At 65.2% G+C, this 20,905-nt stretch carries 22 protein-coding genes; 19 read left to right on the top strand and 3 right to left on the bottom strand.

The window, feature by feature from the left end; genetic code table 11:
• Positions 1-16: 16 nt before the first annotated feature.
• The 3 genes from ACO055_RS04065 to folP all read left to right on the top strand — a co-directional run bounded on the left by ACO055_RS04065 (position 17) and on the right by folP (position 3,390).
• Positions 17-913: an oxidoreductase gene (locus ACO055_RS04065; RefSeq protein WP_422061326.1), complete on the top strand. Its 897-nt coding sequence runs from the start codon at positions 17-19 to the stop codon at positions 911-913.
• Between the two features lie 207 nt (positions 914-1,120).
• The gene (locus tag ACO055_RS04060; RefSeq protein WP_422061325.1) at positions 1,121-2,260 is read left to right on the top strand and encodes a site-specific DNA-methyltransferase; all 1,140 of its coding nucleotides are present in this window, start codon (positions 1,121-1,123) and stop codon (positions 2,258-2,260) included.
• The gene (gene folP, locus ACO055_RS04055; protein ID WP_422061324.1) at positions 2,260-3,390 is read left to right on the top strand and encodes a dihydropteroate synthase; all 1,131 of its coding nucleotides are present in this window, start codon (positions 2,260-2,262) and stop codon (positions 3,388-3,390) included. Before ACO055_RS04060 ends, folP begins: the two co-directional genes overlap by 1 nt.
• Here folP and ACO055_RS04050 read toward each other — a convergent pair.
• The gene (locus ACO055_RS04050; RefSeq protein WP_422061323.1) at positions 3,387-4,820 is read right to left on the bottom strand and encodes a sigma-54-dependent transcriptional regulator; all 1,434 of its coding nucleotides are present in this window, start codon (positions 4,818-4,820) and stop codon (positions 3,387-3,389) included. The genes folP and ACO055_RS04050 overlap by 4 nt on opposite strands.
• 297 nt (positions 4,821-5,117) lie before the next feature.
• Here ACO055_RS04050 and ACO055_RS04045 point away from each other — a divergent pair, with 297 nt between their 5' ends.
• The 6 genes from ACO055_RS04045 to ACO055_RS04020 all read left to right on the top strand — a co-directional run bounded on the left by ACO055_RS04045 (position 5,118) and on the right by ACO055_RS04020 (position 9,822).
• A complete protein-coding gene (locus tag ACO055_RS04045) occupies positions 5,118-5,237 on the top strand; it encodes an aa3-type cytochrome c oxidase subunit IV (protein ID WP_422061322.1) in 120 nt (39 codons plus the stop codon).
• A 10-nt stretch (positions 5,238-5,247) separates the two neighbouring features.
• Positions 5,248-6,369 carry an NAD(P) transhydrogenase subunit alpha gene (locus ACO055_RS04040; protein ID WP_422061321.1) on the top strand — a complete coding sequence of 374 codons (1,122 nt, stop codon included), beginning with the start codon at positions 5,248-5,250 and terminating at the stop codon, positions 6,367-6,369.
• A 118-nt stretch (positions 6,370-6,487) separates the two neighbouring features.
• Complete coding sequence (locus tag ACO055_RS04035; protein WP_422061320.1) at positions 6,488-7,102, top strand: fasciclin domain-containing protein; 615 nt, start codon at positions 6,488-6,490, stop codon at positions 7,100-7,102.
• 144 nt (positions 7,103-7,246) lie between these two features.
• Positions 7,247-7,528 (top strand): proton-translocating transhydrogenase family protein, encoded by a 282-nt coding sequence (locus tag ACO055_RS04030; RefSeq protein ID WP_422061319.1) that lies wholly within the window; start codon positions 7,247-7,249, stop codon positions 7,526-7,528.
• A gap of 1 nt (position 7,529) precedes the next feature.
• A complete protein-coding gene (locus tag ACO055_RS04025) occupies positions 7,530-9,014 on the top strand; it encodes an NAD(P)(+) transhydrogenase (Re/Si-specific) subunit beta (RefSeq protein WP_422061318.1) in 1,485 nt (494 codons plus the stop codon).
• Between the two features lie 109 nt (positions 9,015-9,123).
• Entirely contained in the window at positions 9,124-9,822 is a 699-nt protein-coding gene (locus ACO055_RS04020) for an aspartate/glutamate racemase family protein (protein WP_422061317.1), read from the top strand.
• Between the two features lie 142 nt (positions 9,823-9,964).
• Here ACO055_RS04020 and ACO055_RS04015 read toward each other — a convergent pair whose 3' ends face one another.
• A complete protein-coding gene (locus tag ACO055_RS04015; RefSeq protein WP_422061316.1) occupies positions 9,965-10,408 on the bottom strand; it encodes a DUF2147 domain-containing protein in 444 nt (147 codons plus the stop codon).
• A gap of 65 nt (positions 10,409-10,473) precedes the next feature.
• Here ACO055_RS04015 and ACO055_RS04010 point away from each other — a divergent pair, with 65 nt between their 5' ends.
• The 9 genes from ACO055_RS04010 to ACO055_RS03970 all read left to right on the top strand — a co-directional run bounded on the left by ACO055_RS04010 (position 10,474) and on the right by ACO055_RS03970 (position 18,815).
• Positions 10,474-11,685, top strand: a complete 1,212-nt coding sequence (locus ACO055_RS04010; protein WP_422061315.1) for a parallel beta-helix domain-containing protein — start codon at positions 10,474-10,476, stop codon at positions 11,683-11,685.
• Positions 11,682-12,707: an SO2930 family diheme c-type cytochrome gene (locus ACO055_RS04005; RefSeq protein WP_422061314.1), complete on the top strand. Its 1,026-nt coding sequence runs from the start codon at positions 11,682-11,684 to the stop codon at positions 12,705-12,707. The genes ACO055_RS04010 and ACO055_RS04005 overlap by 4 nt, the downstream gene beginning before the upstream one ends.
• Positions 12,708-12,714: 7 nt before the next feature.
• Positions 12,715-13,347, top strand: a complete 633-nt coding sequence (gene maiA, locus ACO055_RS04000; RefSeq protein ID WP_422061313.1) for a maleylacetoacetate isomerase — start codon at positions 12,715-12,717, stop codon at positions 13,345-13,347.
• On the top strand, positions 13,344-15,410 hold the full coding sequence (locus ACO055_RS03995) for a TonB-dependent receptor (RefSeq protein ID WP_422061312.1): 2,067 nt from the start codon (positions 13,344-13,346) through the stop codon (positions 15,408-15,410). Before maiA ends, ACO055_RS03995 begins: the two co-directional genes overlap by 4 nt.
• A gap of 68 nt (positions 15,411-15,478) precedes the next feature.
• Positions 15,479-15,925, top strand: a complete 447-nt coding sequence (locus tag ACO055_RS03990; protein WP_422061311.1) for a MarR family winged helix-turn-helix transcriptional regulator — start codon at positions 15,479-15,481, stop codon at positions 15,923-15,925.
• A complete protein-coding gene (locus ACO055_RS03985) occupies positions 15,918-16,199 on the top strand; it encodes an HPr-rel-A system PqqD family peptide chaperone (protein ID WP_422061310.1) in 282 nt (93 codons plus the stop codon). Before ACO055_RS03990 ends, ACO055_RS03985 begins: the two co-directional genes overlap by 8 nt.
• Positions 16,196-17,062, top strand: coding sequence for an HprK-related kinase A (locus ACO055_RS03980; protein WP_422061309.1), 867 nt, complete (start codon positions 16,196-16,198; stop codon positions 17,060-17,062). Before ACO055_RS03985 ends, ACO055_RS03980 begins: the two co-directional genes overlap by 4 nt.
• Complete coding sequence (locus ACO055_RS03975) at positions 17,059-18,072, top strand: nucleotidyltransferase domain-containing protein (protein WP_422061308.1); 1,014 nt, start codon at positions 17,059-17,061, stop codon at positions 18,070-18,072. The genes ACO055_RS03980 and ACO055_RS03975 overlap by 4 nt, the downstream gene beginning before the upstream one ends.
• 53 nt (positions 18,073-18,125) lie before the next feature.
• A complete protein-coding gene (locus ACO055_RS03970) occupies positions 18,126-18,815 on the top strand; it encodes an alpha/beta hydrolase (protein WP_422061307.1) in 690 nt (229 codons plus the stop codon).
• On the opposite strand, the gene ACO055_RS03965 is transcribed toward ACO055_RS03970, so the two are convergent.
• Positions 18,812-19,474, bottom strand: a complete 663-nt coding sequence (locus tag ACO055_RS03965; protein WP_422061306.1) for an HAD-IA family hydrolase — start codon at positions 19,472-19,474, stop codon at positions 18,812-18,814. The genes ACO055_RS03970 and ACO055_RS03965 overlap by 4 nt on opposite strands.
• 60 nt (positions 19,475-19,534) lie before the next feature.
• On the opposite strand from ACO055_RS03965, the gene glmU reads away from it, so the two are divergent.
• On the top strand, positions 19,535-20,902 hold the full coding sequence (gene glmU / locus ACO055_RS03960) for a bifunctional UDP-N-acetylglucosamine diphosphorylase/glucosamine-1-phosphate N-acetyltransferase GlmU (protein ID WP_422061305.1): 1,368 nt from the start codon (positions 19,535-19,537) through the stop codon (positions 20,900-20,902).
• The last annotated feature ends 3 nt before the right edge of the window (positions 20,903-20,905 follow it).

The raw sequence follows: 20,905 nt of genomic DNA, 5'->3' as shown, positions 1-20,905 counted from the left end.
AAAGCAGGAGAGAGCGATGCGCAGCGGATTTACCGCCGACGATGTCGGCGCGCAGGCCGGGCGACGTTTTCTGGTGACCGGCGCCAATGCCGGGCTGGGTTTCGAGTCAGCGAAGATCCTGGCGGCGCATGGCGCGCATGTGGTGCTGGCGTGCCGCGACGAAGGCCGTGCCGAAGCGGCCATGAACCGCATTCGCGTCGATGTGCCGACAGCCGATCTGTCGTTCCAGCCGCTCGATCTTGCCGACCTCGATCAGGTGAAGGCGGCGGCGCAGGCAGTGCTCGCGGGACCTCGGATCGATGTTCTGATCAACAATGCGGGGGTGATGATCCCGCCGAAGACGCTGACCAGACAGGGCTTCGAACTGCAATTCGGGGTCAATCACCTGGGCACGTTCGCGTTCACGGGCCTGATCCACCCACATGTCGACGACCGGATCGTGATCACCGCGAGCCTTGCGCACAAGGGCGGGACGATGGATTACAGCGACCTCGACGCGAGCCGCAGCTATCACAATTGGCAACGCTACCAGACGAGCAAGCTGGCGAATCTGCTGTTCATGTTCGAGCTCGACCGGAGGCTGGGCGCGGCGGGCCGCGCGACGCAGGCGATCGGTTGCCATCCGGGCGTCGCGCTCACCGAATTGACGCGCCACCTGCCGCTGCCGTTGCGGACGATGACGCCGCTTGCAGCGCCTTTTTTCAACAGCGCCGCGCAGGGCGCGTGGCCGACGTTGCAGGCCGCGACAGGTGCCAATGTGCAGGGCGGCGATTATCTGGGGCCGCAGGGGCTGGGCGAAGTATCGGGGCGATCGGGTCCGGCGCGCGCCACCCGCGATGCGCGCGACCCGAAGCTCGCGTCCGAGCTGTGGCGCCGTTCGATCGAACTGACGGGCGTCGATCCGGGGCTTTGATAAAAAAAAGTGGCCGGTGAGTCCTCGCCGCCACACCACCACCGGTTGAGTCCCCGAGTCGCGGGCGACTCCATATGGTGTGTCAGACTCGTTTCGTTCTCGTCCCGTTAACCATTTGGAGACGCGGAATCCCTAGAATCCTGAGCTTGACGGCGGACTCCGCCGGACTCATCAGGGGCTTCTTTCGGGAATGGACAGGGGCGAGACATGGGTGTGATGGAACGGGTCAAGGCGCCTGCGGTCAAGCAGCGCGCGCCGACAGCGGCGCCGGCGGACCTGCCGCTCGACAGCATCCTGCAGGGCGATTGCGTCGAGATGATGCGCAGCCTGCCCGCGGCGTCAGTCGACATGATCTTTGCCGACCCCCCCTATAACCTCCAGCTCGGCGGCGACCTCCATCGCCCCGACGGCAGCCAGGTCGACGCCGTCGACGATGAATGGGACAAGTTCGACAGCCTCGCGACCTATGACCGCTTCACCCATGCGTGGCTTGCCGAGGCCAAGCGTATCCTGAAACCCGGCGGCAGCATCTGGGTGATCGGCAGCTATCACAACATCTTTCGCGTCGGTACCGCGCTGCAGGATCAGGGCTATTGGATCCTCAACGACATCGTCTGGCGCAAGGCGAACCCGATGCCCAATTTCAAGGGCACGCGCTTTACCAACGCCCATGAGACCCTGATCTGGGCGTCGATGGGCGAAAAGGCGCGCTATACCTTCAACTATCGCGCGATGAAGACGCTCAACGACGAACTTCAGATGCGCAGCGACTGGCTGATCCCGATCTGCGGCGGGCAGGAGCGGCTTAAGAAGGGCGGCACGAAGGTCCATCCGACGCAAAAGCCCGAGGCCTTGCTCTATCGCATTCTGCTCGCCAGCTCGAACCCCGGCGACGTGATCCTCGATCCCTTTTTCGGTACCGGAACGACCGGCGCCGTCGCGAAACGCCTGGGCCGCCATTTCATCGGCATCGAGCGCGAGGATGATTATATCGCCGCTGCGCTGGAACGGATCGAAATGGCGCTGCCGCTCGACGAAAGCGCGGTGAAGACGATGATGGCGCCGCAGGCGGCGACGCGCGTCGCGTTCGGCACCCTGGTCGAGGGCGGCCTGATCGCACCGGGAACGCTCCTCACCGACGCCAAGCGCCGCTGGAAAGCGAAAGTGCGCGTCGATGGCAGCCTGGAATGCGACGGCCAGCCGGCGGGGTCGATCCACAAGGTCGGCGCCGGCGTGCAGGGCGCGCCGAGCTGTAACGGCTGGACCTTCTGGCACGTCGACACCGGCAAGGAGCTTCGCGTGATCGACGCCGTGCGGCAGGACTGGCTGCTGGCGAACGAGGCCTGATGTTTCAGCCGCTGACCAAGCCCGATTTCGGCAAGACGTGGGAGGATGCGCGCGTCTATTGCCGCCCGGCGTGCTTCGTCGACCGTCCGCACGAACTCGACGACGATTGTTTGCGCATCGCCGACACGATGGTCTGGTTTGCAGCATGGCATGTCAGCCTGCGCGACAATGACAGCGTCAAGTCGGCGATCATTGCGGTTCCCGAACTCGACGGCTGGATCGCGGTGATGCCCGACCGGCTGGCTGACGCAGTGCGCGCGCAGCGTGCCGCAGTCGCGCGGCCGCGCGGCACGATGCAATTGGGCGAACGCGTCGTGCGGCTGAGCGAGCCGCAGCTGATGGGCATCCTCAACGTCACACCCGACAGTTTTTCCGACGGCGGCAAGCATGTCGATACTGCCGCCGCGAGCGATGCGGGCTTCGCTCTCGCCTCGGCGGGGGCAGCGATCGTCGATGTCGGCGGCGAATCGACCAGACCCGGCGCACCGCCGGTCTGGGAAGGCGACGAGATCGAACGCGTCGAGACCGTCGTTTCGGCGCTCGCGCGCGGCGGCGTGGCGGTGTCGATCGACACGCGCAAGGCCGCGGTGATGGAAGCCGCGCTCGCGGCCGGTGCGACGATCGTCAACGATATCTCGGCGCTTCGTTATGACGAGCGCGCGATGGAGGTCGTGGCGAAGGCGGGCTGCCCGGTCGTGCTGATGCACGCGCCGTCGGCGAAAAGCGACGCGCATGAAGGCGGTCCCTATGCGCACGTCCTGCTCGACGTGTACGACATGCTCGCCGAGCGCGTCGCGGCGTGCACCGCGGCAGGGATCGATCCTGCGAAGATCATCGTCGATCCGGGTATCGGCTTCGGCAAGGGCGTCGCGGACAATCTCGCGATCGTGAACGGCCTTGCGCTCTTCCATACGCTTGGCTGTCCGCTGCTGTTCGGAGCGAGCCGCAAACGGATGATCGGCGCGCTCGACAACGAAGCGCCCGCCGACCAGCGGCTCGGCGGCAGCGTGGCGCTGCATTACCAAGCGGCGACGCAGGGCGCGCAGCTATTGCGTGTGCATGATATTGCCGAAAACCGGCAGGCGCTGCGCGTGTGGCGCGGATTGCGAGACGCTGCGCTGACGGGCTAGGCCGCCGTATCGATCCCCAGATCGCTCAATTTGCGATACAGCGTCGAGCGGCCGATGCCGAGGCGGCGAGCGACTTCGCTCATGCGGCCGCGATAATGGCCGATCGCGAGGCGGATGACGTCGGCCTCGATTTCTTCGAGCGGACGCAGGTTTCCGTCGGGAAGGTAGAGCGTGACACCGATCGCCTCGCCGTTGATCGCCACATCGCCTTCGCCGCCAGGAGTGCCGCCGCCAAGTGCGGCTTCGATCGCCTTGAAATCGGCGCTGGTGACGACGTCGGTCTTGCTGGCGGTTGCAGCGCGGAACAGCACGTCCTGCAGCTGGCGGACGTTGCCCGGCCAAGCATAGGCGGCGAGCAGGCGCAGCGCGTCGTCGGTGACGCCGATCGGACCCATGCCGGGCAGTCCGCCGATGCGCTGAAGCAAGTGCCGCGCGAGCGGGCCGACGTCGCCGCGGCGCTCCGAAAGCGAGGGCAGGGTGAATTGCGCGGTCGAGAGCGCATAGAACAGGTCTTCGCGGAAGTGGCCTGCCTCGATCAGCTTGTCGAGCGGGCTGGTGCTGGTCGCGATGATCCGGACGTCGACGCTCTGGCGGATCGATCCGCCGATCATCTGCACTTCGCCGGTCTTGAGGAATTCGACGAGTTTGGCCTGGGTCTCGAGCGGGATGCATTCGACGTGGTCGATGATGACGCTGCCGCCGTCGGCCTGTACCAACCGCCCAAGCTGGCGATCGAAGGCACCCGGAAAGGCGCCGCGCTCGTGGCCGAACAGGCCCGATCCGATCAGGCCAGGCGATACGGCCGAGCAATCGACCATCACCAGTGCGCCGCGCGCACGCGGGCTGGCGCTGTGGATCGCGCGGGCAAAGACTTCCTTGCCGGTGCCGGGCTTGCCGTTGATCATCACCGGGACGCGCGCTCGCGCCGCTTTGGCGGCGATGGCGAGCGCGCTGCGGAAATTGGGGCTCGATCCGATGATTTCCTCGAACGCCAGCGGCGCGCGGAGCTTTTCGGTGAGCGGGCGAAGCTCGCCCTGCGGGCCGCCTTGCGACACGATGCGGTCGAGCGCTTCGAGCAGACGGTCGGGCGCGATAGGCTTCTGAACGAAGTCGCTCGCGCCGGCGCGCATCGCGGCGACTGCAACCTCGACGCCGTTGCGCATCGTGATGACGATCAGCGGCAATGCAGGGCGCCAGCGGCGCAGTTCGGCAACGAATTCCGCCATGTCCATGCCGGGCGTGCCTTGATCGACGAGCACGGCGTCGAGCGCCATGCCTTCCTGCGTGCCGAGTTTGGCAAGCGCAGTATCGGTGTCCGCGGCGACGACGCTGCGCCAGCCGCCACGCGACACCAAGGCCGACAGGAAGCGCTGCTGAGCAGGCTCGCTGTCAACGATCATCACCGTTCGCATCTCGCGCGTGCTGGCCATTTTTTCGATTCTGCCCATTTCGGCCCCGCAGTGCCGTTTCGCCCACCCAAGGGCAGTGATGTAGGGCACATGGGTAAAGGGGCTATTAAGGCCGTTCGCCTTTTCCATATGACGCGCTTTTCGGCTGGCGCCCCTTGAGCAAGGGGCAAGGCGTGGCTAAGACCGGCGCGAGGTCCGATTCTGGGGCACGCTTTCGCGTACCCTGGGGCGATTCCGGGGCGCGCTTTCGCGTGCCGGGGCGATTTTTGGAGCGCGCGGGCGCGTGTCTTCGCGACGAACAGGCAAAGGGGACAGGTCATGGCGGAACAGGAAATGAAGGCAGCGAACGAAACCTATGCGGGTTTCATCAGCTTGTTCAAGGTTGGCACGATCCTTACCGTGATCGTGGCGGCCTTTGTCGTCCTCTTGATCTCCTGACCGGGCCGGCATGCGCATCGCTGTCCTGAAGGAGCTCGCCGCTGGCGAGACCCGCGTCGCCGCAACCCCGGAAACCGTGAAGAAATTCATTGGCCTGGGGGCCGAAGTTGCCATCGAATCGGGGGCAGGCGAAGTCGCTTCCATCGCCGATGCCGATTATAGTGCGGCGGGCGCCAGTGTCGGCACCCGCGCCGCAACCTTGAAAGGCGCCAACATCATTCTCGCGGTCCAGGGCCCGGATCCCAAGGATCTGACGGGCTTTGCCGATGGCGCCTGGCTCGCCGCGGGGCTCAATCCGTTTGGCGAGCGCGCACGCATCGATGGCTATGCGAAACTGGGGATCGAGGCGCTGGCGATGGAATTCATGCCGCGCATCACGCGCGCGCAGTCGATGGACATCCTCTCCAGCCAGGCCAACCTTTCGGGTTACAAGGCGGTGCTGATCGCCGCGAACGCCTATGGCCGCGCTTTTCCGATGATGATGACCGCGGCGGGCACCGTCAGCGCCGCCAAGGCATTCGTGATGGGCGTTGGCGTTGCCGGACTGCAAGCGATCGCGACCGCACGCCGCCTGGGTGCGCAGGTCAGCGCGACGGACGTGCGCGCCGCGACCAAGGAACAGATCATGTCGCTCGGTGCCAAGCCGATTTTCGTCGAGAGTGTCGCGGGCATCGAGGGCGAAGGCGCGGGCGGCTATGCTACCGAAATGTCAGACGAATATAAGGCGGCGCAGGCCGAACTCGTGTCGTCGCACATCGCCAAGCAGGATATCGTCATCACGACAGCACTGATTCCGGGGCGTCCGGCGCCGCGGCTGATTTCGGACGCCCAGCTTGCGACGATGCGCCCTGGCAGCGTGATCGTCGACATGGCCGCCGAAAGCGGTGGCAATGTCGAAGGATCGGTGCCGGGCGAAGCGAAGCGTATCCACGGCGTGACGGTCATCGGCGCGAAGAATATCGCGGCGTTGATGCCTGCGGACACCAGCGCGTTGTTCAGCCGCAACCTGTTCAATTTCCTGTCGGCCTTCTGGGACAAGGACGCTGGCAAGCCGGTGCTCGATGAGGAAATCGGCAATGCGGTGCGCCTGACACAGGGCGGCAAGGTCGTGAACGAGCGCCTGCTCGGCTAATCGCGCGCACTGTCTTTCTTCTGAAACCTTCGCGCCGCAGGGCGCGTTTCAAGGCGGGTGTCCGCGGATTCGAACGAGTCCGCGGCATTTTGCATTGGTCCAGAAGAGGAGAATCGCGATGACGAGACAATGGCCGTTCACAACCGCGCTCGCTGCCGGCCTGGCGCTTTCAGGATGTAACAAGACGCCCGAGCCGCCGAAGACCGAGACCGGCGCCGTAGCAACGGGCGATGTCGTCACCGCGAACAGCAATCCAACCGTCGGCGGCGCCGAAATGCTCCGGACCAGAACTATCGTCGAAAATGCCTCCGCCTCGCCGATCCACAAGACGCTCGTCGCGGCGGTCAAGCAGGCCGGACTGGTCGAGACGCTTTCGGGGGCCGGACCGTTCACCGTCTTCGCGCCGACCGACGAAGCCTTTACGCAGGTGCCCGCGGTGATGCGCGATGGCTGGATGCGCCCCGCGCAGAAAACTGTCCTCGCCGCCATGCTCAAATATCATGTCGTTCCGGGCAAGCTGACCGCAGCCGATATCAAAGCCAGGATTGCCGAGGGCAAGGGCCGCGCCGTGCTGAAAACCGCCGACGGCCAGGATCTGACCGCAACCAGTAGCGACGGTGCGATCCTGTTGACCAGCGCGAGTGGCAACAAGGCGGTTGTCACGCAGGCGGACGTCGACCAGTCGAACGGCGTGATCCACGTCGTCGATGCGGTGCTGCTCCCCAAAATGTAGCGCGCGCGTAATTATATTTCGCGCCGGGCGCGGGTTTCTCCCGTGCGGGAAGTCCGCGCCTTTCTTTTTGGCAGCTTTGGAGTCGACACGCCCCGTTGCGCACGGCAAGAGGTGCCCCAAGCGGAATCAGCAGGGGAGCCGGCCGTGGACTTCATTTCTATTTTCTCGATTTTTGTCCTGGCCTGTTTCGTCGGCTATTTCGTCGTCTGGTCGGTGACTCCGGCGCTGCACACGCCGCTCATGAGCGTCACCAACGCGATTTCTTCGGTCATCATCGTCGGCGCGCTTATTGCAAGCGCCGCCGCAGGATCGGCGTCGTCGAAATGGCTCGGGCTTGCCGCGGTCGTGATGGCGAGCATCAACATCTTCGGCGGCTTCGCGGTCACGGCGCGCATGCTCGCGATGTACAAGAAGAAGGAACGCTGAGATGGACATTCAGTCGATCCTTTCCGCCGCCGCGGGCGGCCATGGCCTCGCGGTCAACCCCTGGGCAGCCGTCGCCTATCTGGTAGCGGGCGTCCTGTTCATTCTCGCGTTGCGCGGGCTGTCGAGCCCGGCAACGGCGCAAAGCGGCAACCGTTTCGGCATGGCGGGCATGACGATCGCGGTCGTCACCACCTTGCTCACGCATGCGCCGGTCACCGGCGATGGCGGCCTCGACACCGTGGGCCTCGCCGAAATTCTGGGCGCGATCGGCATCGGTGCCGTGATCGGCATCGTGATGGCGCGACGGATTGCGATGACCGCGATGCCGCAGCTTGTTGCCGCGTTCCACAGCCTTGTCGGCCTTGCCGCCGTCGCGGTGGCCGCCGCCGCCTATCTCAATCCCGGCGCCTTCGGTATTGCTGACGCTGCGGGCGAGATTTTCACGGTCAGCCGTATCGAAATGGGGCTCGGCATCGCGATCGGTGCGATCACCTTCTCGGGCTCGGTCATCGCCTTCCTGAAGCTCAACGGCAATATGTCGGGTTCGCCGATCACGCTGCCCGGGCGGCATGTCATCAATCTTGCGACACTCGCCGCGATCATCGGCCTTGTCGCCTATTTTACCGTCGATCAGTCGCCGTGGGTCTTCTGGACCGTTACCGCGCTCAGCTTTGTCATCGGCTTCCTGCTGATCATCCCGATCGGCGGTGCCGACATGCCGGTCGTCGTGTCGATGCTGAACAGCTATTCGGGCTGGGCTGCCGCGGCGATGGGCTTCACGCTTGGCAACACGGCAATGATCATCACCGGCGCGCTCGTCGGCTCGTCGGGTGCCATCCTGTCGTACATCATGTGCCGTGCGATGAATCGCAGCTTCATCAGCGTGATCGCGGGCGGCTTTGGCGCCGACGCGGGGCCCAGCAGTGGTGGGTCGACCGAACAGCGTCCGTGGAAGCCGGGCAGCGCCGAAGACGCGGCCTTCCTGATGAGCCAGGCCGAAAACGTCATCATCGTTCCCGGTTACGGCATGGCGGTCGCGCAGGCGCAGCACGCGCTGCGCGAAATGGGTGACCAGCTGAAGAAGGAAGGCGTCAACGTCAAATATGCGATCCATCCGGTCGCGGGGCGTATGCCGGGGCATATGAACGTGCTGCTGGCCGAAGCGAACGTCCCTTATGACGAGGTTTTCGAGCTGGAAGACATCAACGGCGAATTCGCGCAGTGCGACGTCGCGTTCGTGATCGGCGCGAACGACGTGACCAACCCGGCGGCGAAGACCGACAAGACCTCGCCGATTTACGGCATGCCCGTGCTCGACGTCGAAAAGGCGAAGACCGTGCTGTTCGTGAAGCGCTCGATGGGCGGGGTCGGCTATGCCGGCGTCGACAACGACGTCTTCTATATGGACCAGACGATGATGTTGCTCGGCGACGCCAAGAAAATGGCTGACGATATCGTCAAGGCGCTGAGCGGTAGCGGCCACTAGTTCAGACGTCGCCCCCGCGAAGGCGGGGGCCGCCATCGGCCTTGCTCAAGGCTGCGAGCGGCCCCCGCCTTCGCGGGGGCGACGAATTTAAAGAGGATTGAGTTTTGTAATGCGTAAAATCGGCCTGATCGGAGGAATGAGCTGGGCGTCGACCGAGCTTTACTACCGCCATCTCAACAAGGGTGTGCAAAAGCGGCTTGGTACCGCCTGTTCGGCGCCGATCATCCTCGAAAGCCTCAACTATTGCGAGCTGTCGCGGATCACGACGCCCGAGCAATGGGCGCATGCGAAAGACGTGCTGATCGCCTCGGCGCAGCGGCTGGAGGCCGCGGGTGCGACCGCGCTGATGATCGCCGCCAATTCGATGCACAAGGTCGCGGAAGATATAGCCGCGGCGATTTCGATCCCCATCCTGCATATCGTCGATGAAACCGGCGAAAAGATGAAGGCCGACGGCATCAAGGCGACCGCGGTCATCGGAACGCGCAATGTGACGACCGAACCCTGGTTTCGCCAGCGCCTCGTCCGCCACGGACTGACGCTCGCGCCCTATGACACGGCACGCGTCGACGAGATCGACCGCATCATTTACGAAGAGCTGATGCTGGGCAAGGTGAACGAAAGTTCGCGCCGCACGATGAAGACCTTCATCACCGACATCGCAAAGCAGGACATCCAGGCGATCGTGCTGGCGTGTACCGAACTGGTGATGCTGGTCGACGCCGACGCGAATGTGCTGCCGATCTATGACACGACGCGCATTCATGTCGCGGCAGGGGTCGACTGGATCCTGGGCGAGACGCTGTGATGAAAATCCTCCCTGCCGCCTGGCGGTGGGGAAGGGGACCGTTCGCATAGCGAGTGGTGGAGGGGCCGCGCAATGGCCCTCCGTCGGCGCTTTGCGCAGCCACCTCCCCATGGCCTGGGACCAGGGGGGGGGATCGTTTCTCCTAGGCGATCCGCGTCCAGGTTACCGTGCGGCAGAAGACCGAAACGCAGCCCTTCATGGTCAGCGCATTTCCCCTCACACGCAAATGCGCCTTGTAATAGCGGCCGTCTTCGGGGCTGTAGCCTTCGCCTTTCCAGCCGTCGCCAGAGGGCGCGAGATCCCAATAGATTTGCAGGCCGGTCACCTTGCGGCTGCGCTTGCTCTTGTCCGGATTGCGTTCGTCGAGTTGGCCTCCGCTGGGCTGCTTGATCAGCAGCCGTTCGATGCGACCGCACATCTTGGTCCCGCACGGGGCCATGACGACGATGCCTTTGCCGTCGTCGGTTTTCCACCGTCCGGTCAGCGAAGCGGGCGCCGCAGCCGACGCCGGAACGGCGAAGGCGGCAAGCGCCAGTAAGAATATGCGACCCAAAGCGACCTTCTCCCCGTATTTAGCTACACGCATGTCAGCAACCCGCTTGGCATCCGTCAAGTCTTGCCGCATGTTTCCCGAAAATCAGGGAGAGATACATGCGATTCCACAGCCTCCGCCACGCGGCGACGCTCGTTTTCGTGTCGGCGCTTGCGGCCCACCCGGCCGCGGCCAAAACGATCAGCGTCCAGGCGGGAACGCCCGACGCCAACGAAAGGCTGCAAGAGGCACTGATTCTCGCCGAACCCGGCGACACGGTCGAACTCGGCGCGGGGACGTGGACGCTGTCCGACGGGCTGTCGCTCGACGTGAGCAATGTCACCGTGCGCGGCGCGGGGGCTGGCGAGGGCGGGTCTATCCTCGACTTTGCGGAGCAACAGGGGGCGGGCGAGGGGCTGCTTGTCACGTCCGACGATGTCCTGCTCACCAATTTCGCGGTCCTGAACACCAGGGGCGACGGCATCAAATCGAAAGGCGCCGACCGCATCGTCTATTACAAGCTGCGCGTCGAATGGACCGCTGGGCCCAAGTCGACGAACGGCGCCTATGGCGTCTATCCCGTCGAAAGCACCGACGTGCTGATCGACAGCGTCTTCGTGCGCGGCGCATCGGACGCCGGCATTTATGTGGGCCAGTCGAAGAATATCGTCGTGCGCGATTCGATCGCGCAGGAAAATGTCGCGGGGATCGAGATCGAGAACAGCTTCGACGCCGATGTTCACGACAATATCGCGACGCGCAACACCGGCGGCATATTGGTGTTCGACCTGCCGAGCCTGCCGCAACAGGGCGGCCATAATGTCCGCGTCTTCAGCAATATCATCCGCGACAACAGCACGCCGAACTTCGCGCCCAAAGGCAATATCGTCGCGAGCGTGCCGACGGGCACCGGCGTGCTTGTCATGGCGAACCGCAATGTCGAGGTGTTCGACAATATCCTCGAGGCCAACGGCACCGCCAATGTGATGATCGTTGGCTATCGCTACCCCTATGACGACGCGAAATATCAGCCGCTGCCAAAGGCGATCGTCGTGCGCGACAACGAACATGGCAAGGCCGGCTATGCTCCCGCCTTCGAGGGCGGCGACGCGATCGCGGCCGCGCTGGGCGGCTCGCTTCCGCCAGTGCTGTGGGACGGCGCGGGCGACGCGATCGTGCTCGACGAGGTCGGCGTGCTGTCGCTGGGCCTGCCCGACGTCAAGACGCCGCGCAACGCAGCGAAGCCCGCGCCCGCCACCCTAAAGGGGACGCCGCCCGCGGCTCTCCCCGAAATCAAGCTTCCGGCGAGCATGGAGGCGAAGGTCAAGTGAGACGATTTGCCGCGGCGCTCGCGGCGGCGCTGCTTTGCGTCAGTGCGGCGTTCGCGGTGTCGGAGCCGATGCCCGACCAGGCCGTAATCGACGGCGCGACGATGCCGCCGAAACTCTCCGCCTTCGGGCTGTTCCGGTCGGGGACGAGCGATCCGCTGCCCGCGCTGCTGCCGTACAGCCTGCACACGCCCTTGTTCAGCGACTATGCCGAAAAGCATCGCGCGATCTGGATGCCTCCGGGCACGACCGCGCCGATCGGCGACGACGGCGTTCCCGATTTTCCCACCGGCACGGTGATCGTCAAAAGCTTCGGCTGGCCCGACTGGAATGGCGGACGCCCGCTCGAAACGCGGCTCCTCATTCGCCGTGCTAGCGGATGGGTGGCGCTGCCCTATATCTGGGACGCCGACGGGACAGATGCGACGCTTGCGATCGCGGGGCGGCGCATACCCGTCACATTCAAGAGTCCGAACGGCACGACGCACAGCATCAATTATGCCGTTCCGAACAAGAACCAGTGCAAGGAATGCCACAGCCTGAACGGCGAGATCGTACCGATTGGTCCGAAAGCGAATAATCTGGAATTCGGCGCGGCGCGAAGCCGCCCCGATTTCGCGCGCTTCTTTTCCTGGCCCGCCAGCCCGATCGCACCGATGCCGCGATGGGACGATCCGAAGAGCGGCAGCGCCGCCGACCGCGCACGCGCCTATCTCGCGGTCAATTGCTCGCATTGTCACAATCCAGAGGGGAGCGCGTCGAACAGCGGGCTGTTTCTTCGCTGGACCGATCCGGTGACCGTCAATTACGGCATCGGCAAGCGGCCGACCGCCGCCGGGCGCGGCAGCGGCGGCCTGGATTTCGCGATCGCGCCGGGCGACCCCGAACACAGCTTTCTGATCTATCGCCTCGAAAGCACCGATCCTGGCATTGCGATGCCCGAACTCGGTCGCTCGACGGTGCATCGCGAAGGCGCAGCGCTGCTGCGGCAATGGATTGCCCAGATGCCGAAGGACGGGCATTAGGCGGCGCATGACCCAGCTCGTCCTCCACGATTATTTCCGCTCCTCGGCCAGCTTTCGCGTCCGTATCGCGCTCAATCTCAAGGGCCTCGATTATGAGCGCGTCGAGATCAGCCTGATCGCGGGCGAGCAGCGCAGCGACGCCTATCTCGAGCAGAATGCGCAAGGCTTTGTGCCGATGCTCGTCGTCGATGGCGAGCCGATCATCCAGAGCATGGCGATCATCGACTGGATCGACCGGGCGTTTCCCGAGCCCCGGCTCATTCCCGAAGAGGCGATGCCGCGCGCTGTCGCACTGGCAAGGGCGCAGGTCATCGCCAGCGACATCCATCCGCTCAACAATTTGCGCGTGCTCAAATATCTGACCCGCGACCTGGGCCTCAACGAACAGACCAAGGATCGCTGGATCTCGACCTGGATCGCGCAGGGGTTCGACGCGCTCGAAGCGATGGCGGGCGAAGGGACATATCTCGGCGGGGATGCGCCGGGAATTGCCGACTGCTGCCTGGTGCCGCAGATGTATAATGCGCGCCGGTTCGAGGTGCCGCTCGACGGTTATCCGCGACTGGCGGACATCGACGCTGCGTGCATGGAATTGGACGCGTTCAAGCGCGCGCATCCCGACGCGGTCAAGCCCGCGTGATCCGCCTTGTCATCGGAGTCGCTGCGCTGGCGCTGCCGGCGGCGGCGATGGCGAAAGCCCAGGATATATCGCTGCCCGAGGGAGTGGATGAAGGTTGTTATCTTCCCGGGCTGCGTTCGCTGCGCTCGAAAGACGAGATCGTCGTAACCGGCGCGGGCCAACTGCGACCGTCGTCCGGTGACAAGGTGCAGTCGTCGGTGGTTATCGGCGACCTTGATTTCGGCCTCGGCACGCGGATAGAAAACCGTTTGCGCGACGAGGCGGGTATCGTGCAGTTCCGACGTTCGGACGGTCGCAGTGCCCATCCGACGAGCCAGGGCGTCACGCTGCGCGGGCTCGGCGGCAATGCGTCGAGCCGTGCGCTGGTCATACTCGATGGCGTGCCGCAAGCCGATCCGTTCGGCGGCTGGGTGGCGTGGTCGGCCTATGACGCGATCAACCTCGGCGGCATCGTCGTGACCCGCGGCGGCGGGGGCGGCGTCGACGGCCCCGGCGCGCTTGCTGGCACCGTCGGGCTCTATTCGACGATGACCGATGGGGTGGAGGTAAGCGCCGCTTATGGCAGCCGCGACAGCCGCGACGTGTCGGCGTCGGCAGGAAGCACGATCGGCAACGGTCAGATTGCCGTCGATGGCCGCTACAGCCGCGGCGACGGCTTCACTCCCGTCGTCAAGGGCGATCGCGGGGGCGTCGATCGCGCGGCGCCTTATGAACAAGGCGGGCTCGGGCTGCGCCTGCGCTTCGACGCAGGGGACGACAGCCGGATCGAAGCAAGCGTGCGCGGCTTTTCGGATCGGCGTGACCGCGGCACCGCCTTCACACAAAGCAAGGTCGACGGCATCGATGCCAGCATCCGCTTCGTCCATGATCCCTATGGCGAAACCCGGTGGCTCGCGCTCGGTTATATCCAGCTTCGCGATTTCGAAAGCGGCTTCGCAAGCGTCGCAGCGGGGCGCAACAGCGTCGTGCCGGCGCTGTTCCAGCGCGTACCGGCCACGGGGCTGGGCGCTCGCGTCGAAGTGCGCCCCGGCATCGATGGCGAGAACCCGCTGCGGATCGGCGCCGACTGGCGCCGCACGGTCGGCCGCACCGAGGAGGATTTCTTTTTTAGCGGCGTGACGCCGGGCCGCCACCGCATTGCGGGGGGCAGCAGCGATACGATTGGCGCGTTCGCCGAGTGGACGTCGGGCGATGCGGGCAATGGCTTTCTCTGGACGCTGAGTGGCCGTGTCGACCGCTGGTGGCTTGCCGAGGGTTATCGGCTCGAGCGCAATATCGGCGGTTCGGTGATCACCAACCTGCGCTTCGCTGCGCGGCAAGGGTGGGAAGGCAGCGGCCGCGCAGGTGTGCGCTGGACGTCGGACGCGCTGTCGCTCCGCGCTGCCGCCTATCGCGGCTGGCGCCTGCCGACGCTCAACGAACTCTATCGCCCGTTCCGTGTCGGTGCCGAGGTAACGACCGCCAACGAAGGGCTGGAACCCGAGCGGCTTTGGGGCGGCGAGATCGGGGCAGACTGGGAACCCGACGACACCAAACTGTCGCTGACGCTGTTCGCCAACCATCTGTCGAACGCGATCGCCAATGTAACGCTCGCACCCAACCTCAACCAGCGGCGGAATCTCGACGCGATCGACAGCAAGGGGGTGGAGTTGAGCGCCGAGCATCGGTGGGGCGTCGCAACGTTGCGCGCAACCTATGCCTATACCGATGCGAAGGTCGATGCCTCGGGCGCAGCGCTGGCGCTCGACGGACGGCGCCCCGCGCAGATCGCGAAACATGGCGGCAGCCTTTCGCTACGCAGCAACAGCAGCGGTCCGCTCGGCGGATTCGCGACCCTCCGCTATATCGGCAGCCAGAATGAGGGCGATATCGGCCTGCTGAAACTCGACGACGCGCTGACGCTCGACGCCGGGCTGTCGTGGCGCTTTTCCGACGCTTTCAGCGTCGAGGCACGCGGTGAAAATCTGACCGACGAGCTGGTGCCGGCCGCCATCTCGTCGGCGGGGATCGTCGAACGTGCGACGCCGCGCACGCTGTGGATCGGCGCGCGCGTCACATTCTGACCTTCACAGGCCGTGTTTAGGCGATAGGGTGAAGGCCGCCGGGGATGGCGCTTGGGGGTTGGGAAAGCATGGCCGCGAAGAAACTGAATCTCGACAATTTCCTGCCCTATCGCTTGTCGATCGCTTCCAACGCCCTGTCGGAACGCATTGCCACCGAATATCAGAACCGGTTCGGGCTGAAGATCCCCGAGTGGCGGCTGATGGCGGTGCTCGGCGAGGGGCGGCCGCTGACGCAGCGCGAACTGGTCGCTGCGACGCGAATGGACAAGGTAACGGTCAATCGGGCTGCGAAGGCGCTTGCCGATCGCCAGTTGATCGCGCGGCAAGCGCATGCCGCCGACGGGCGCTCGCACCATCTGGAACTGACCGATACCGGACGGTCGCTTTATGACTCGATCGTCCCCGCAGCGCTTGCCAGCGAAGCACGGCTCGAATCGAACATCAGCGCCGGCGAACGCGAAACGCTGCTCGCCATTCTTGCCAAGCTGACGGCCGCCGCCGAAGATTATGGCTGATCCACGCTACCGCGCCGCGCCGCGCGACGCGCTGCGCATCGAGGCGCTTGGCGAGCTCACCGCCATCTTCGACCGCCGATCGATGCAGACGCACCTCGTCGTCTCGCCGATGCCCGAGTTGTTGGCGGCGATGCAGGGCGAGGCCCGCGATGCGGCTTCGCTTGCCGGGCGGCTGGCGGCCGATTTCGATCTCGAAGCCGAAGGCGACGCTGTGGCCGTCATCGCCGATCGGCTTGCCGAACTGGCCGCCATGGGGCTGGTGGCCGAAGCGTGAGGCACAGCACGCGCATTGCTGTCGGCCCGGTCCAGTTTCGCGTCGGGAGCGACTGGGCAGAGCCGATTGCCGCGCTGGCGCGGCTCTATGCCGCCTATCCCGAAGAAGCGGACCGTCCCGCCGATGCGACGGTGCGCCTGTTCGCGGCGCGGCCGTGGCGGCGCTGGTTGCGGCCCTCGGTGCATATTGGCGGCGATTTTATCGTTCCCGACGCCTTGCCCTTGCCGCTGTCGATGGGGCTGCTCGCCGCGGAAATGGGAATGAATTTGCAGGTCGCGCTCGGGTGGCGGCGGCACATGCTCCTTCATGCGAGCGCGGTCGCGCGCGATGGCCGCGCCGTCATCATGTCGGGTGAGTCGGGATCGGGCAAATCGACGCTCGCGGCGTTGCTCGGCGAAAGCGACTGGCGGTTGATGGGTGACGAGTTCACGCTGATCGATCCCGCCAGCGGCGACGCGCTCGCCTTTCCGCGCGCGGTCAGCCTGAAGAACGAGGCGATCGCGGAAGTCGCGGCGCGGGTCGATGCCGCACGGCTGGGGCCGCTCCTTGCGCGAACGCCGAAGGGCGACATCCGTCATCTCATCCCGCGTGCCGATGCGATCGCTGCGATGCACGAGCCCGCGCGTCCGGCTCTGCTCCTCTTCCCGCGCTTCGGCGGCGAGGCAGCGATCGAGCCGATGGGCGAGGGCGAAGCCTTCGTCCGGCTGACCGAAGCCTCGACCAACTATATTGCGCTCGGCGAGCCGAGCTTTGCAGCGTTGACGCGGCTGGTGCGCGAAACGCCGGCCTTCGCCATTTCCTATCCCGACAGCGCCGCGGGGATGGCACTTGTCGAACAATTGTGGGCGGAGGCGGCGCGATGAGCGCGATGCAGACGCTTGTCGACCTGTTCGCCGGGCGGCGCGACGCCGCGAAATTGACCCCGCGCGACTGGGACGGTGTCATCGGCGTCGCGCGTGCAGAGGCGATGCTGGCTACCCTGTCGCACCGCCTTGACGCCGCCGATCTGCCGCCTCCGGTGGCTGCGCTTTTTGCCGACCAGCGCGCAGCCGCGAAAGTTGCCCAGAACCAGGCCCTGTGGGAAGCCGAAATGGCGCGCCGCGCGCTGGCGCCCGAAGGCATCGAATTCATATTGCTCAAGGGCACGGCTTATGCCGCTGTGGGTTTGCGCTGCAGCGACGGACGCCAGATTGGCGATCTCGACATCCTCGTGGTCGCGCATCACATCCGCCGCGCCGAGAATGAACTGCTCGAAGCGGGCTGGGAGTGGGTCAAATCCGACCCCTATGACGATCATTATTACCGCGAACATATGCACGAGCTGCCACCGCTGATCCACAAGGCGCGTGACCGGATGATCGACGTGCACCACATGATTTTGCCGAAGACGCACCGGATCACGCCCGACGCGCTGTCGCTCGTCAGCGACGCTGTCGTGACCGAAAGCGGCCTGGCAGTGCTTTGCCCCACCGACATGGTCTGTCACTGCGCCGCGCACATGCTCGCCGACGGCGATTTGCAGGGGGGACTCCGCAATCTGTGGGACTTTCATTGCCTGACGCGCGATTTTGCGGCCGCCGATCCGCGCTTTTGGGACAAGCTCGACGCCCGCGCCGATCGGCACGGGCTCGGCGCCGCGGTTCACCGTGCGGCGCGGCTGGCGCGCGATCTTTTTGGCGCGGATCTTCCGCCGGGGTGGGACGGGCGGGACCCGGCCGATAGCTGGTACCGCCGCCGCCTGCTGGCGCGTGATGACTGGGGGCGGCCGACGAATTTCCTGCTTCAACAGGCCTTCTACATCCGCTCGCACTGGCTGCGCATGCCGCCGATGATGCTCGCGAAGCATCTCTGGACGAAGTGGCGGAAGGGCTGATTCGGGAGCGTCATACTCCTGTGCTATATCGAAGCGACCAGCAGGAGAGAGCCATGACGAGTCCAGCCATCATTCTCGTTCACGGATTTTGGGGAGGCGCTGCGCACTGGGGCAAGGTTATCCTCGCGCTCGATGCGCTCGGCCATAATTCGCTCGAAGCCGTCGAACTGCCGCTGACCTCGCTCGCCGACGATGTCGAGCGCACCACGAAGATGATCGCTCGGCATGACGGGCCTGTGCTGCTTGTCGGCCACAGCTATGGCGGCGCCGTCATCACCGGTGCCGGCAATCATCCCAATGTCGCGGGGCTGGTCTACGTCGCTGCTTTCGCACCCGACGAGGGCGAATCGCCTGGGGCGATCACGCAGCAGAAACCGCCTGCCGGCGCGGCGGCGCTGGCGCCCGACAGCGACGGGTATCTGTGGATTGCGCAGGATAAGTTTCACGCCAATTTCTGCCAGGATCTCGACGCCGATGGCGCACGGGTGATGGCGGTCACGCAAAAGGCACCGCTTGCGGGCACCTTCGGCGATACGATCAGCAATCCGGCGTGGCGTAACAAGGATTGCTGGTACCAGATTTCCAGTGAGGACCGGATGATCCATCCGGACAATCAGGCGCTGATGTCGGATCGGATGAACGCGAAGAAGATCATCACTTTGCCCGCAGGGCATGCGTCGCTGGCGTCGATGCCCACCGAAGTCGCCGCGCTGATCGACGAAGCTGCGCGGGCGATCGGCTAGAGCGTTCCGAGCAGCGGGACCAATTCGTCATAATCGCCGATCACGCGATCGGCGCCCAGTTCCCCTGCCGGGCGGTCGAGAAAGCCGAAGCCGACGACGATGCTGGGAACGCCTGCGGCCTTTGCGGCCATCACGTCATAGATGCTGTCGCCGACGAACGCAGCCCGGCCGCCGCGGCACTGCTCGATCATCGCAAGGATCGGTTCGGGCGAAGGCTTGCGAATGCCCAGCGTGTCGCCGCCGATGATCGCGGCCATGCGGTCGGCGAAGCCCAGTTCACCGAGGAGCTGGCGCGCCAGGCCCTCGGCCTTGTTGGTGACGACGGCGGTCAGAACGCCCAGCGCATCGAGCCGGTCGAGCGCTTTCTCAAGGCCAGGGAAGGGCCGGCTGTGGACCGCGATATGGGCGCCGTAAAAGGACAACAGCTCCGGATAGAGCCGTTCGACCGCGCCATCGGGAACATCGCCGGTCGCGAGCAGTCCCTGTTCGAGCATATGCTTCGCGCCGAGCCCGATCATCGGACGGACCTCGGCTTCGGTCAGCGGCGTACGATCGACCAGCGACAGTGCATGATTGACCGCCGCGGTCAGGTCCCCCGCCGTATCGACCAAGGTGCCGTCGAGATCGAAGCCGACAATGCGGAAAGGAAAATCGCTCATGCCCGCCCGCATGGCGCGATGCTCTGGAATCCGCAATGATTTGCTGGCATGGCAACGCGCATGAGCAATCCGATCGCCGCCATCGTCCTTGCCGCGGGCAAGGGCACTCGCATGAAGTCCGACCTCCACAAGGTGCTGCACCCGATCGCGGGCCGCCCGATGCTGCTCCACCTGATGGCAAGCGTCGATGCGCTGAACCCCGCGAAGAAGGTCGTGATCGTCGGCGACAAGGCTGACCAGCTCGAAGCCGCGCTGGCGGGAAGCGCCGACCTGGCGGTGCAGGAGCCGCAGCTCGGCACAGGGCATGCGGTCCAGCAGGCGGAAAGCGCATTGTCGGGTTTCGACGGCGATGTGCTGATCCTCTATGGCGACGTGCCTTTCGTGCCGGCCGCGACGATGCAGTCGATGATCGATCGCCTGGGCGCTGCCGATGCGCCCGCGGTCGTCGTGCTGGCGTTCGAGCCTGCCGACGCGCTGCAATATGGCCGCGTCATCGTCGCCAAAGATTCCGAGGGGCGCGACCGCGTCGTGAAGATGGTCGAGCATAAGGACGCGACCGAGGCCGAGCGCGCGGTGCGCCTGTGCAATTCGGGGCTGATGGCGGCCAAGGCCCGCGACCTGTTCGCACTGCTCGCGCGCGTCACCGACAACAATGCAGCGAAGGAATTTTATCTCGTCGATATCGTGAACATCGCGAATGCCGACGGCCGGCACTGCGCGGTCGTGAAGACTGATCCCGATGACGTGGCCGGCATCAACAGCCGGGCAGAACTCGCGGCGGCGGAGGCGCAGTGGCAGGCGTTCAGGCGCGACGAGGCGATGGCGGGTGGCGCGTCGCTGCGCGCGCCCGAGACCGTCTGGTTCTCGTGGGATACCGAACTTGGCCGCGACGTGACGATCGAGCCCAACGTCTTTTTCGGTCCGGGCGTCAAGGTGTCGGACGGGGTCAACATCCGCGCGAACAGCCATATCGAGGGTGCGATCATCGGCGCCGGGTGCGAAGTCGGACCCTTCGCGCGCCTCCGCCCTGGCACCATCCTCGGCGAGAAAGCGAAGATCGGCAATTTCGTCGAGACCAAGAAGGCCGTTCTGGGCAAGGGTGCGAAGGCAAGCCACCTGACCTATCTGGGCGACGCGACGATCGGCGCGGGCGCGAACATCGGCGCGGGGACGATCACCTGCAACTATGACGGCTATTTCAAATATCAGACGGTGATCGGCGAGAATGCCTTCATCGGGTCGAACAGTGCGCTGGTCGCGCCGGTCAAGATCGGCCGCGACGCGATCGTCGCCGCAGGCAGCGCGGTGACGCGCGACGTCGCCGATGGCGAGCTGCGCCTGGTGCGGGGCGAGCAGCTGGTCAAGCCGGGCTGGGCCGACCGCTTCCACGACGCGATGCGCAAGAAAAAAGCGGCGGACAAGAAATAACAA

The organism is Sphingopyxis sp., assembly GCF_965227415.1.
In the GTDB taxonomy this organism is placed as follows: domain Bacteria; phylum Pseudomonadota; class Alphaproteobacteria; order Sphingomonadales; family Sphingomonadaceae; genus Sphingopyxis.
Note: the sequence above shows the minus strand (reverse complement) of the source record. Positions and strands in the feature narration are given on the sequence as shown.